The sequence below is a fragment of the Streptomyces eurythermus genome (genome assembly GCF_014649115.1).
Lineage (GTDB): Bacteria > Actinomycetota > Actinomycetes > Streptomycetales > Streptomycetaceae > Streptomyces > Streptomyces eurythermus.
Genome location: NZ_BMSK01000005.1, coordinates 471225 through 483931, shown reverse-complemented (window position 1 = coordinate 483931; position 12707 = coordinate 471225). Strand labels below are relative to the sequence as shown.

The following is a 12707-nucleotide window of genomic DNA, read 5'->3' as shown; positions in this document are numbered from 1 at the left end:
GCTCTCGCGTTTCCCTTTCCGGCGGTTCCGACTCTATCAGATCCTTTCGGCGTCTGATCCCCGGTCAGCGGGGTTTGTCTTCGCGGCTGTTGGGCCGTTCCGACATCTCAAACCTTAGCGGATCCGCCCGGCGATTCCCAATCGGGGCGCCGGACCCGTATTCGAATTGAATTCGGGCACGCCGAAATCAACCCGTACGGGAGATCGTGCTGGTGGTGTGAGGGTGCCGCTCGAGGCGGCGGAGTGCTGTCGAGGAACCGTTACGGCTCCGCGGCAACCCGAAGAACCTTACGGATCGGCCAGGGGTGTGTCAACACTCCCTGTCAAGATCTTTTCTTCGGTCCCGGGCCCGGCCTCAGTCCAGGTCGGTGAGCCGGCCGCCGGCGTCCGGCTGCGCGTGCTCCACCCGGCGCAGGAGCCGGGTCAGGACCTCGCCGAGCACCGCACGCTCCGTAGGGGTGAGGTCCTGGAGCAGGTCCTCCTCGAAGACCGTCGCCAGGCGCATGGCCTCCAGCCACTTCTCGCGGCCCTCGGGGGTGAGCTCCACGATGACGCGCACCCGGTTGGACTCGTCCCGCTCCCGGGTCACCAGGCCCTCGGCCACCATGCGGTCGATCCGGTGGGTCATCGCGGCCGGGGTGAGGCCGAGCCGCTTGGCCAGGTCGCTCGGGCCCATGCGGTAGGGGGCGCCGGAGAGGACCAGCGCCTTGAGGACCTCCCACTCGGCGTTGCTGATGCCGAGGGCGGCGGTCTGGCGGCCGTACGCGACGTTCATCCGGCGGTTCAGGCGGGACAGCGCCGACACGATCTTCTCGACCTGGGGATCCAGGTCCTGGAACTCGCGCTGGTAGGCGGCGATCTGTTCTTCGAGTGTCGGCTCCGTGACGCCGCTGGTGTCGGCCATGGCCGCAGTATCGCACGCGACCCCTTTGCCTTGAAGTCCTTCACTGTGTACTCTTTAGCTTCGAACTTTAGCTTTGAAGTCTTCAGGTCTAACTAGTGAGAGAGGTGAACGTGACCAGGGCGATGGGCGCAGCGATGCGCCGGATCCACGTGGGCAACGCACTCAGCGCGTTCGGGCTCGGCTTCACCGTCCCCTACCTGTACGTCTATGTGGCGCAGGTACGGGGGCTGGGAGCCATGACGGCGGGGCTCGTGCTCGCCGTCTTCGCCGTGGCCGCGCTGATCGTCCTGCCGTTCGCCGGCCGGGCGATCGTGCGGCGCGGCCCGCTGCCGGTCCTCCTCGCCGCCCTGGTCCTCGCCGCTCTGGGCGCGCTGAGCCTCGGTCTGGCGGGCGGTGCCGCGACCGTGCTGCTGTCCGCCGCCGCGCTCGGTGCCGGGCAGGCCGTGATGCAGCCGGCGCTGGCGACGATGATCGTGGACTGCTCCTCGGCGGACACCCGCTCGCGCGCGTTCGCGATGCAGTTCTTCCTGCAGAACCTGGGGCTCGGCATCGGCGGCCTCATCGGCGGTCATCTGGTCGACACCACGCGCGTGTCCTCGTTCACGCTGCTGTTCGCGATCGAGGCGCTGATGTTCCTGCTGCTGGTCGCGGTGATGGCGACCGTGCGCATGCCGCAATCGCCCCGGATGGCGGACGCCCCGGCGCGGTCGGCCAAGGGCGGCTGGAAGCAGCTGCTCGGGAACCGGGCGATGGTGCAGCTGTGCGTGCTGGGCTTCGTGCTCTTCTTCGCCTGCTACGGCCAGTTCGAATCGGGTCTGAGCGCCTACGGCGTGGAGGCGGCCGGGATATCCACGTCCGCGCTGGGAACGGCGCTGGCCGCGAACACGCTGATGATCGTGATCGCCCAGTTCGCCGTGCTGCGGCTCGTGGAGCGGCGCCGGCGGTCCCGGGTCATCGCCGCGGTCGGCCTGATCTGGGCCGTCGCATGGCTGGCCGCCGGGTACGCGGGGCTGGGACACGGCAGCCAGGAGATGGCCACGGCCGCCTTCGTGTCGACGTACGCGCTGTTCGGGCTGGGTGAGGCGATGCTGTCGCCGACGGTCGCGCCGCTGGTCGCCGATCTGGCGCCGGAAGGGCTGGCCGGTCAGTACAACTCGGCGTTCGCGCTGGTCAAGCAGCTGGCGCTGGCGGTCGGTCCGGCGGTGGGCGGTCCCTTGGGCGCCTCCCTGCACGCGCCGTACATCGTGACGTTTCTGCTGTTCTCGCTGTCGGTCACCGTGCTGGCCCTGCGGCTGGGGCGGCGCCTCACCGCGGTGCAGGACCGGCCGTGGACGGGGCGGGAGAGCCGGGTGGTCAGCCGGGGCCAGGCGGCTGCGGAGCCGGTGGCGGCCGAGGCGTAGGACCGTGCCCCGCGGGGGCGCGGGGAACCGCGCGACCTGCCACGGAGCACCCGCGCCCGGCAGCGGGCCCCCACCCCCGCGGCGCTCATCCCTTCGGCAGGACGAACTCGCACCAGACCGCCTTGCCGCCGCCCGGTGTGCGGCGGCAGCCCCAGCTGGAGGCGATCGTCGCCACGATGGCGATGCCCCGGCCGGACTCGTCGGCCGGCTCCGCGCGCCGTCGGCGCGGCAGGTGGTCGTCGCCGTCCGTGACCTCGATGATCAGGCGGCGGTCGGTGCGGCGCAGGCGCAGCCGCATGGGCGGGATGCCGTGCTGGAGGGAGTTGGCGACCAGCTCGCTCGTGGCGAGGACGCCGAGATCGTGCAGCTCGGCGGGGAAGCGCCAGCTGGTCAGCACCCCGGAGGCGAACGCCCGGGCGCGGGGTGCCGCCTCGACGCCGCCGAGGAGTTCCAGGGCCGCGTTGCGGAAGAGATCGCCGTCGGGTCCCGTACGCGCGGGGTGCTGGAGGACGAGGACGGCCACGTCGTCGTCGTGGTCGGCGGTGACGCCGGCCGAGCGGACCAGACGGTCACAGACGACCTGCGGGGTGCCGGTGGCGCCGGCGAGGGCGCCTTCGAGCGCGGCGATGCTCTCGTCCAGGTCGGCGTCCCGGCGTTCCACCAGGCCGTCGGTGTAGAGGACGGCCGTGGCGCCGGGGCCGAGGGCGATGCAGCCGGAGGAGTGAATCCAGCCGCCGGTGCCGAGCGGCGGGCCGGTGGGTTCGTCGGCGCGGGCGACCACGCCGTTCTCGTCGCGGACCAGGATCGGCAGATGGCCGGCCGACGCGTACACCAGGCTGCCCTCGTTCGGGTCGTGGATGGCGTAGACGCAGGTGGCGATCTGGTTGGGGTCGATCTCGGCGGCGAGGCCGTCGAGCAGCTGGAGCACCTCGTGCGGGGGCAGGTCGAGGCGGGCGTAGGCGCGGACGGCCGTGCGGAGCTGGCCCATGACGGCGGCGGCCCGCACCCCCCGGCCCATGACGTCGCCGATGACGAGGGCGGTCCGGCCGCCGCCGAGGGTGATCACGTCGTACCAGTCCCCGCCGACCGCGGCCTCGGTGCCGCCGGGCTGGTAGGTGGCGGCGATGCGCAGGTCGTCGGGCTGTTCCAGTTCCTGCGGGAGCAGGGAGCGCTGGAGGGTGACGGCCGTCTCGCGCTGGCGGCGCTCGCTGGCGCGCAGGCGTTCGGCGGCCTCGGCGTGGTCGGTGACGTCGGTGGCGAAGACGAGGACGCCCGCGTCGCGGTCGCCGTCCTCGGTGACGGGGGTGCAGGTGAAGGTGTACGAGCGGCCGTCGACGGCCTTGCGGGACTTCAGGGTGCGGGGTCTGCCGCTGCGCAGCACCTGGTCGAGCAGCGGGAGCAGGCCCAGTTCGGCGAGTTCGGGCAGGGCGTCACGGGCGGGGACGCCGGTGGGGCGGGTGCCGAAGGCCGTGGTGTAGGCGTCGTTGACGTAGCCGATGCGGTGGTCGGGGCCGTGGACGAGGGCGACGAGGGCCGGGACGCGGTCCAGGACGTCACGCGCGGGCAGTACGTCGACGGCGGGCGCCGGGGACGCGTCGGCGGACCGTTCGGCGCGGGCCGCGGGCACGGAGCCGTCGCCCCGCCGGTCCGGGGAGACCGCCGACTCGGTCCGCGCGGCGGCGCGACGCTGCGTTCCGGGGAGCCGGGCGCTCCAGCGCGTGAAGTTCACTGTGGGAAAAGCCTCGTGGGTGCTGTGGGCGGGCGGGGGGCCAGTCCGGGGACGTGGGCAGTCTGGCAGGGGGGCGGACCACGGCGACAACCGTCAGACGCCTCGGCGGTGCGCGGAGTTCCCGGGTCCGGTCAGGACTACCCCTTCGGGTCGTCGGAGGGGCTGTGGGGGGGCTTTCCCCCGGCCGCCAGTTCGAACTCCGCGCGAGGATGTTCGAGCGAGCCGAGCGAGACGATCTCCCGTTTGAACAGCCCGGCGAGGGTCCATTCGGCGAGCACCCGGGCCTTGCGGTTGACGGTGGGCACCCGGCTGAGGTGGTACGCGCGGTGCATGAACCAGGCCGGGTAGCCCTTCAGTTTCCGGCCGTAGACCTGGGCGACGCCCTTGTGCAGGCCGAGGGAGGCGACGGAGCCGGCGTACCGGTGGGCGTACGTCTCCAGGGGCTCGCCGCGCAGCGCGTGCGCGATGTTGTCGCCGAGCACCCTGGCCTGGCGGACCGCGTGCTGGGCGTTGGGCGCGGTCTCGGTGCCGGGTTCGGCGGCGGTCACGTCGGGGACGGCGGCGGCGTCGCCCGCGGCCCAGGCGTGCTCGGCGCCGTCGACGGTGAGCTGGGCGGTGCAGCGCAGCCGGCCGCGGTCGGTGCGCGGCAGGCCGGAGGCGGCGATCAGCGGGTGCGGTTTGACGCCGGCCGTCCACACGAGCGTGCGGGTCGGGAAGCGCTGGCCGTCGCTGAGGACGGCGACCCGGTCGGCACAGGACTCCAGACGGGTGTCCAGCAGTACCTGGATGTTGCGGCGGCGCAGCTGGGTGACGGTGTAGCGGCCCATCTCCGGGCCGACCTCCGGCAGGATCCGGTCGGTGGCCTCCACGAGGATCCACTTCATGTCCTCGGGGCGGAGGTTGTGGTAGTAGCGGGCGGTGTAGCGGGCCATGTCCTCCAGTTCGCCGAGGGCCTCGACGCCCGCGTAGCCGCCGCCGACGAAGACGAAGGTGAGGGCGGCGTCGCGGAGCGCGGGGTCGCGGGTGGAGGAGGCGATGTCCATCTGCTCGATGACGTGGTTGCGCAGGCCGATGGCCTCTTCGACGGTCTTGAAGCCGATGCCGTACTCGGCGAGGCCGGGGACGGGCAGGGTGCGGGAGACCGAGCCGGGGGCGAGCACCAGTTCGTCGTAGCCGAGCAGTTCGGCGGAGCCGCCCCGGTCGGCGGTGGCGAGGGTGCTGACGGCGGCCGTGCGCACCGCGTGGTCGATGGAGGTCACCTCGCCGACGACGACGTGGCACCGGTGCAGGACGCGGCGCAGCGGTACGACGACGTGGCGCGGGGAGATCGAGCCCGCGGCGGCCTCGGGAAGGAACGGCTGGTACGTCATGTAGGGGTCGGGGGTGACGACCGTGATCTCGGCCTCGCCCCTGTTCAGCTCGGCCTTCAGCTTCCGCTGGAGGCGCAGGGCCGTGTACATCCCGACGTAGCCGCCGCCGACAACCAGAATGCGCGCACGTTCCTTCACCATCCCATGACGCACCCGGCGCTGGTGTTTGTCCACAGGCCCGGCAATTTGTGTGACCGGCGGCCGGGTGGGCGCGGGGCCGGCCGGTGCGCCCGTACGGGAGGAAACGGGGCAGGTCAGCGGGGGCGGGCGAGTGGGTGGGAAGGGAGAGAATCGGGACGTACACGCCCCGTACTCCGATCGGGGGGCGCACTGTACGGAACCTCCCCCTTCTGAATTGACTGCCTCTCAACTATGTTCGTGTGTCGACGGAGTGTAGGGAATGTGGTCGAACGGGCCCGCGACGGGCGGATCCGGTCGGAACCGATACCCGTTCCGCGCGCTTCGCAGCCAGTGGCGGGGAGAGTCTCCGGGGGGAGACGTCATTACCGGGGGAAACACATGCATGTTCAGGACACGCATTGGGCATCGGCCACCGCCATCGCGCCCGGTGGCAGAGCGATGAGTACGGCGGCGGGTGCGGGACGCGCGGACGGGGCGCGGACGACTCCGCTGCGGGTCGACGCGCAGCGCAATCTGGAGCACGTGCTGCGCGCGGCGCGTGAGGTGTTCGGCGAGCTGGGGTACGGCGCGCCGATGGAGGACGTGGCACGGCGCGCCCGGGTCGGGGTCGGCACGGTGTACCGGCGCTTTCCCAGCAAGGACGTGCTGGTCCGGCGGATCGCCGAGGAGGAGACCGCGCGGCTGACCGAGCAGGCGCGGGCCGCGCTCGGGCAGGAGGACGAGCCGTGGTCGGCGCTGTCGCGGTTCCTGCGGACCTCGGTGGCGTCGGGGGCGGGGCGGTTGCTGCCGCCGCAGGTGCTGCGGGTCGGCTCCGCCGGGTCGGACGGGGCGGGGGTGGCGGACGCGGACGGTGCGTCGGCTGCGTCCGGTGCGTCCGGTGCCTCGGGTGAGGACGCTCGGGTGCCTCAGCAGCGGGTGCAGCCGGGGAACGGTGAGCTGCGGCTGGTGCCGGACGAGGCATCGCTGGCGGCGGACGATGCCGGGGCCGGGGCGTTGCTCGAGGTGGTCGGGCAGTTGGTGGAGCGGGCTCGGGCGGCGGGTGAGCTGCGGGCGGATGTGTCGGTGGGGGATGTGCTGCTGGTGATCGCCACGGCGGCGCCGTCCCTGCCGGATGCTGCGCAGCAGGCGGCGGCTTCGGCTCGGTTGCTGGACATCCTGCTGGAGGGGCTTCGGTCCCGGCCGGCGTCGGTGTAGGCGCGCCTCGGCTTCGCCTTCGGCGGATTTCTGTTCCCACCCGCACCACCTGTGCGGCTATCGCGGTCGGGTGCGGGTGGCCCTCGTGCGACGCGTCCGCCGTCGGCGGCTGCGGGGGTTTGGGCGGCGGATGCGGGGGCGGCGCTGCCGGGGGCAGGGGGCGGTGCCGGGGTCGGCTGCCAGGGGGCGCTGCCGGGGGCGAGGGTAGTGCCGGGAGCCGGGGGTGGCGGCAAGCCGCCGGGCCGTTGCCGGGTGGGCCTGAAACAGCGGCTCGTCGGACGGCGCTGCCTGGTCGCTGCAGCGCGGCGGCCCGCCGGGCGGTACGGCCCGGTCGCCCTGGCTCGGTGGCCCGCCGGGCAGTACTGCCAGAGAGCCGTGGCACAGCAGACCCCTGGGCGGTCCCGCGGTGGCCGTGACTCGGCGGCCCGCCGGGCAGTGCCGCCGAAAAGTCCTCGTAGGGGAACCCCGGTGTGTTCGGGGGGTGTTCGGGGCAGCCTCGGGAAGTGCGCTCGGATGGGTGGATGGGTTGCGCGGGGGCACTTGGCGGGGTGCGGTGTGGCAGTCTGAGCCGGTGTCGGGTTGGGCTGGGTGGGTGTCGGGGGCTTTCCGCGATGAGCGCTGACGGGTGGGACGGGTCACGCGGGGACGACGGGGACGCGGAGACGCGCGGGCCGGCCTCGCCGTACGTACCCAGCCAGGGCGGACCCCGTGCGCGCGGGGACGGCGGCGTGCCCGCTCAGCGGGACGGGAGCGTGCTGCCGCCGCCCTGGGAGGCGCCGGCCGCCGACGGCGAGCTGATCGGCCGGATGCGGGCCGGCGACGACTCCGCCTACGAGGAGCTGTACCGGCGGCACGCCGACGCGGTACGCCGGTACGCGCGGACCTGCTGCCGGGACGGCCACACCGCCGACGACCTCACCGCCGAGGTGTTCGCCCGGATGCTCCAGGCGGTGCGCGGCGGCGCCGGGCCCGAGCACGCCGTACGGGCCTATCTGCTGACCTCCGTTCGACGGGTCGCCGCGCACTGGGCCAAGTCCGCCCGGCGCGAGCAGCTCGTCGACGACTTCGCCGTCTTCGCCCAGCAGGCCGCACGCGCCGCCGAGGCGTCCGACGCCGGCGAACTCGATCTGGGTGCCGACGTACGCGCCCTGCACGAGGCCGAGCAGTCCCTGGCCATGCGGGCCTTCCGTTCCCTGCCCGAGCGCTGGCAGGCCGTGCTGTGGCACACCGAGGTGGAGGACGAGTCCCCGAGCCAGGTGGCCGTCCTGTTCGGGCTGGACGCCAACGGCACCCGGGTGCTCGCCAGCCGCGCCCGGGAAGGGCTGAAGCAGGCCTACCTCCAGGCCCACGTCAGCACCGCCCTCACCGCCGGCGGGGAGTGCGCCCGCTACGCCGACCAGCTCGGCACCTACGCCCGCCGCAAGCTGCGCGTCCGGGCCGAGCGGGGACTGCGCAAGCACCTCGCGGAGTGCGCCCGGTGCCGGCTGGCCGCCGCGCAGATCGAGGAGGTCGCGGGCGGCATCCCGGCGGTCGTCCCGGTCGCGGTGATCGGCTGGTTCGGGGCCGCCGGATACGCCAAGGCGCTCGGGATCGTGGCCGGGGGCGCCGGGGCCGGGGCCGCGGGGGCCGCCGCCGCGGCCACCGGTTCGTCCGCCGGGGCGGGTGGCGCGGGCGGGGCCGCTGCCGCCGAGGGGCTCGGTGCGCCGGTGAAGGCCGGCATCGTGGCGGGCGTGGTGGCGGTGGCCGTCGCCACGGTCGCGCTGGCCCTGGTGAACGACGACCGGCCGGTGAAGGAGGCCGCCGCCAGGCCGTCGCCGTCCGCACCGGCCGTACGCTCCGAACCGCCGACGCCCGCGCCCGCTCCCCCGAAGCCCCGGCCCGAGCCCTCGTTCCCGGAGCCGGTGGCCGTCGCCCCCGCACCGCCGGCCACCCCCACACCGGCCCCGAGGCCCACTCCGACCCCGTCGCCGAAACCCAAGCCCAAGCCCACGCCCACGCCGGCCCCCGTCCCCCCGCCGAAGCCGACGCCTACGCCGACGCCGAAACCCAGGCCGACCCCGACCCCGGCCCCCACCCCGCCGCCCGCGCCGACCGTCTACGAGCTGAGCGCCCTGCGCTTCGACGTCTCCGGTGACGGCACCGAGCCCGAGATCCGGCTGGGCGGGAGCAGCTGGGTGTGGCAGCGGTACGGCATGTCGATCGGCGGCAGGACGTACGCGCGCGGGGTCACCGTCCACGGCGAGTCCTCCGTCACCATCGACCTCAACCGGCAGTGCAGCGCGTACGACGCGTGGGCCGGCGTGGACGACATGACCCTCGGGCTCGGCAAGGTCTCGTTCTCCGTCTACGCCGACGGGGTCCCGTTGTGGCGGTCCGGCGTGGTCAAGGGCCGTGGCCCGGCCGTTCCCGTCCATGTGGACCTCGCCGGGCGCAGGACCGTACGGCTGGTGGTGGAGCCGCACGACCACGGCCTGGGCCGGGTGGCGTCGGCGGACTGGGCGGAGTCCCGGTTCACCTGCCGGTAGCCCCGTCGCCCACCCCGCTCACCCGCCGGTCGTACGGCTCGACTCCGTCGCCGCGTCCAGTTCCCGCAGTACGTCCGCCTCGTCGAGGCAGGCGCCCCGGGCGCACTCGGCGGCATAACGCTCGGGGCCCAGGGCCGCGCGGGCGCCGGCGTGCACGCGGGCGGCCTCGCCGCGCTCCGGCTCGGGACGCGGGACGCCGTCGCGCCAGCTGTCCGCGGCGCTGAACAGCCGTACGGCGGCCGGCAGATCGCCGTACCGGCCCAGCAGACAGGCCGCCGCGTCCGCCAGGCCGGAGGTGACCGCCTCGGCGCACCGGTGGTCCACGGCCTCGCGCAGGGCCTTCGCCAGCACCCGCAGGCCCTGGGCCAGGCCCGACTCGTCGGCGACGACGAACCCCTCGACCACCCGCTGGGCCGCGACGAACTGCGGGGGCGCGGTGCTGCCGTCGCCGACCAGCGCGCAGGAGGCCCGGTGCAGTTCGCGGGCGCGGCCGACGTCCCCGTCCGTGAGGGCGATGTGGGCGCGCAGCAGCAGGACGAAGGCCCGGGACTCCGGCACCGCGTACCGCTCGGCGGCCGACTCCGCCTCGTCCAGGGCGGCCAGCGCGCCGTCCCGGTCGCCGGAGCGGTAGTGGATCTCGGCGAGCCGGGCGATCAGGAACGGCGCCTCGGCGTCCGCGCCGACCTCGTAGGCGAGGCGCAGCGCCTCCTGGTACTCGGCGCGTGCCTCGTCGAACCGGCCGCGTGCCATGGCCGCCTCGCCGGCCGCGCCGCACACCTGGGCCAGCATCCAGCGGTCGCCGACGCGCCGGCCGAGGTGCCGCAGCTCGGCCAGGTCCTCGTCGACGCCCTGGAGGTTGCCCGAGGTGTCGACGGTCACGTGGGCGCGGTACATCAGGGCGACGGCCAGTTCCCAGTCGCCCCCGTACCGGCGGGCGTTGGCGACGGACGCCGAGAGGTTCGGCCGGACGTCGGCCGGGCCGCCCAGGTAGTACGTGGTCAGCGGCCAGAGGATGCCGGGGAACCGGGCGGCCTGGGGGCCGCCGCGCTCGTAGGCGCGCCGCACGCCCGCGACGTACTCCGGGGCCCGCTCGTCGCTCGCGAGGTGGTCGGCGTTCGACTCGGCGGTCAGGAACAGGTCGAGCATGCGCAGGTCGGTCCGCAGCTCGTTCAGCGGGTGCCGGGCCTGGCCGTCGGGGTCGGCGAGGAAGGCGCCCACCGGGTCGGCGGACGCCACCCGGGCCATCAGCTCACCGGGCGCGGCGTCCGCGGGCAGGGTGTCCAGGGCGGCGCCCAGGCGGAGCACCAGCCGTACCCAGGACACCGCCTCCTGGCGGTGGCTGCGCAGCCACCAGAACCAGCCGATGGCCAGCACCAGGGCGCCGGCCTCGGCCTCGTCGCCCGCGCGGACCGCGCGGTCCAGGGCCGCGCGGATGTTGTCCAGCTCGGTCTCCAGACGGGAGAACCAGGGCAGCTGGGCCCCCGACCGCAGCTGCGGCCCGGCCTCCTCCACCAGCGAGCGCACCCAGGCGCGGTGGCGTCGCTCGGCCGCCGCGCGCACCGCGGGGAGCTCGGCCGCGCGCTCGGTGGCGTACTCGTGGATGGTCTCCAGCATGCGGTAGCGCATGCCGGTGCCGTCCGGGTCGCGGGGGGCGGCGACCACCAGGGACTTGTCGACCAGGGCGCCGAGCAGGTCCGCGGCGGGGCCGGTGCACACGGCCTCGGCCGCCGCGAGGTCCCAGCCGCCGGCGAACACCGACACCTCGCGCAGGACCGTCCGCTCCCGCTCGTCCAGCAGGTCCCAGGACCAGTCGACGACCGCGCGCAGCGTCTGCTGGCGGGGCAGGGCGGTGCGGCTCCCGGAGGTGAGCAGGCGGAAGCGGTCGTCCAGGCGGTCGGCGATCTGCCGCGGGGTCAGCAGCCGGAGCCGGGCGGCGGCCAGCTCGATGGCGAGCGGCAGCCCGTCCAGGCGGCGGCAGATCTCCGCGACGGCCTCGGTGTCGCCGAGCACCGCGTCGGCGTCGGGGCGGACGGCCCGCGCGCGCTCGGCGAAGAGGCGGTGCGCCTGCTCCGGGACGAGGGGCTCGACCGGGCGCACCGACTCTCCGGGCACGCCCAGGGGTTCCCGGCTGGTGGCGAGGATCGTGAGCCCCGGGCACCGGGTGAGGAGGGTCTCGGCGAGGGCGGCCGCCGCGCCGATGACGTGTTCGCAGTTGTCGAGGACCAGGAGCAGGCCGCGCGGGGCGCAGTACTCGACCAGCAGGGCCGTGGGGTCCTGCGGCAGGCCCAGCTCGTTGGTCAGCAGCACCGTCTCGCGCAAGCCCAGCGCGCTGACCACCGCGCCGGGGACCGCCTCCGGCCGGTCGAGCGGGGCCAGCTCGACCAGCCAGGCCGAGGGGTGGGCCGCGGCGGCCTCCTCGGCGAGGCGGGTCTTCCCGGAGCCGCCCGGTCCGGTGAGCGTCACCAGGCGGGCCCGGTGCAGGTCGGAGCGGATGGCCTCCAGTTCCGGTCCCCGTCCGACGAAGGAGGTCAGCCGGGGGCGGAGGTTCCCGGTGCGCCGGGGCGGGTGGGCGGGGGCGACGGGCGCGGCGGCGGGCTGCTCCGGGGTGGCGGAGCCCTCCTGCCGCAGCAGCTCCGCGTGCAGGTTCCGCAGTTCCCGGCCGGGGTCGGTGCCGAGGGTGTCGGCGAGGGTCCGGCGGGCGGACTCGTAGGCGGCGAGGGCGTCGGCGGTGCGGCCCGTGTCGCGCAGGGCGCGGATGAGCAGGACGCGCAGCGGCTCGTCGTAGGGGTGGGCGGCGGTCAGTTCCCGCAGCTCCGGTACGACCTCCTGGGCGCGGCCGAGGTCGAGGGCGGCGGCGGCACGGGCGCGGGCCGCCTCCAGGCGCAGGGCCTCGGGGCGGGTGGCGGCGGTGCGGTCGGGCAGGTCGGCGAGGGCCGGGCCGTACCAGAGGGACAGGGCCTCGGTGAGGGTGCGGTGGGCGGTGGCCGGGTCGCCGGCGGCGAGGGCGGCGGTGCCGGCGTGGGTGAGCCGCTCGAAGACGTACAGGTCGACGTCCTGCGGGCCGGCTTCGAGGCGGTAGCCGCCCGCCGTGGAGGCGACGGTGTCCCGGCCGAGGGTGCGGCGGAGCCGGCCGACGAGGGCCTGGAGGGCGGCGGGCGCGTCCTGGGGCTGGTCGTCCGCCCAGATCTCGTCGACGAGGGTCTCGGGTGTGGCGGTACGGCCGGGCCGCAGGGCCAGGGCGGCGAGCAGCGTCCGCAGCCGGCGGCCGCCGATGGGTACGGCAGTGCCCTGGTCGTCCGCCGCTTGGGTCACGCCCAGGATTCTGTACCGCATCCGGCCATTGTGGCGGGGGGCTCGGGGGCGGGGCACGGGGGTTCGGGCGCCGGGGGTGTCACCAGGGTCCGGAACGGGCGCGGTGGCCGGGCGGGGGCGCCTGACCGCGTC

Annotated in this window: 7 protein-coding genes; 3 read left to right on the top strand and 4 right to left on the bottom strand. The window is 74.9% G+C overall.

Annotated elements, in window-relative coordinates; genetic code table 11:
- Window positions 1–355: 355 nt before the first annotated feature.
- Complete coding sequence (locus tag IE251_RS12440; protein WP_189752915.1) at window positions 356–904, bottom strand: MarR family winged helix-turn-helix transcriptional regulator; 549 nt, start codon at window positions 902–904, stop codon at window positions 356–358.
- A gap of 110 nt (window positions 905–1014) precedes the next feature.
- Here IE251_RS12440 and IE251_RS12435 point away from each other — a divergent pair, with 110 nt between their 5' ends.
- A complete protein-coding gene (locus tag IE251_RS12435; protein WP_229896709.1) occupies window positions 1015–2304 on the top strand; it encodes an MFS transporter in 1290 nt (429 codons plus the stop codon).
- A gap of 85 nt (window positions 2305–2389) precedes the next feature.
- Here IE251_RS12435 and IE251_RS12430 read toward each other — a convergent pair whose 3' ends face one another.
- On the bottom strand, window positions 2390–4033 hold the full coding sequence (locus IE251_RS12430) for an ATP-binding SpoIIE family protein phosphatase (protein ID WP_189752914.1): 1644 nt from the start codon (window positions 4031–4033) through the stop codon (window positions 2390–2392).
- Between the two features lie 137 nt (window positions 4034–4170).
- Entirely contained in the window at window positions 4171–5544 is a 1374-nt protein-coding gene (locus tag IE251_RS12425; RefSeq protein ID WP_189752913.1) for an NAD(P)/FAD-dependent oxidoreductase, read from the bottom strand.
- A gap of 378 nt (window positions 5545–5922) precedes the next feature.
- On the opposite strand from IE251_RS12425, the gene IE251_RS12420 reads away from it, so the two are divergent.
- Both IE251_RS12420 and IE251_RS12415 read left to right on the top strand, forming a co-directional pair.
- The gene (locus IE251_RS12420; protein WP_189752912.1) at window positions 5923–6738 is read left to right on the top strand and encodes a TetR/AcrR family transcriptional regulator; all 816 of its coding nucleotides are present in this window, start codon (window positions 5923–5925) and stop codon (window positions 6736–6738) included.
- A gap of 611 nt (window positions 6739–7349) precedes the next feature.
- Window positions 7350–9263 carry a sigma-70 family RNA polymerase sigma factor gene (locus IE251_RS12415; protein WP_189752911.1) on the top strand — a complete coding sequence of 638 codons (1914 nt, stop codon included), beginning with the start codon at window positions 7350–7352 and terminating at the stop codon, window positions 9261–9263.
- A gap of 18 nt (window positions 9264–9281) precedes the next feature.
- On the opposite strand, the gene IE251_RS12410 is transcribed toward IE251_RS12415, so the two are convergent.
- On the bottom strand, window positions 9282–12596 hold the full coding sequence (locus IE251_RS12410; RefSeq protein ID WP_189752910.1) for an ATP-binding protein: 3315 nt from the start codon (window positions 12594–12596) through the stop codon (window positions 9282–9284).
- Window positions 12597–12707: the final 111 nt, after the last annotated feature.

What these genes read in the sequence shown, in the direction of transcription:
- IE251_RS12440 (WP_189752915.1), bottom strand. Translation starts at nt 904, where the DNA reads ATGGCCGACACCAGCGGCGTCACGGAGCCGACACTCGAAGAACAGATC.
- IE251_RS12425 (WP_189752913.1), bottom strand. Translation starts at nt 5,544, where the DNA reads ATGGTGAAGGAACGTGCGCGCATTCTGGTTGTCGGCGGCGGCTACGTC.
- IE251_RS12420 (WP_189752912.1), top strand. Translation starts at nt 5,923, where the DNA reads ATGCATGTTCAGGACACGCATTGGGCATCGGCCACCGCCATCGCGCCC.
- IE251_RS12415 (WP_189752911.1), top strand. Translation starts at nt 7,350, where the DNA reads ATGAGCGCTGACGGGTGGGACGGGTCACGCGGGGACGACGGGGACGCG.
- IE251_RS12410 (WP_189752910.1), bottom strand. Translation starts at nt 12,596, where the DNA reads ATGCGGTACAGAATCCTGGGCGTGACCCAAGCGGCGGACGACCAGGGC.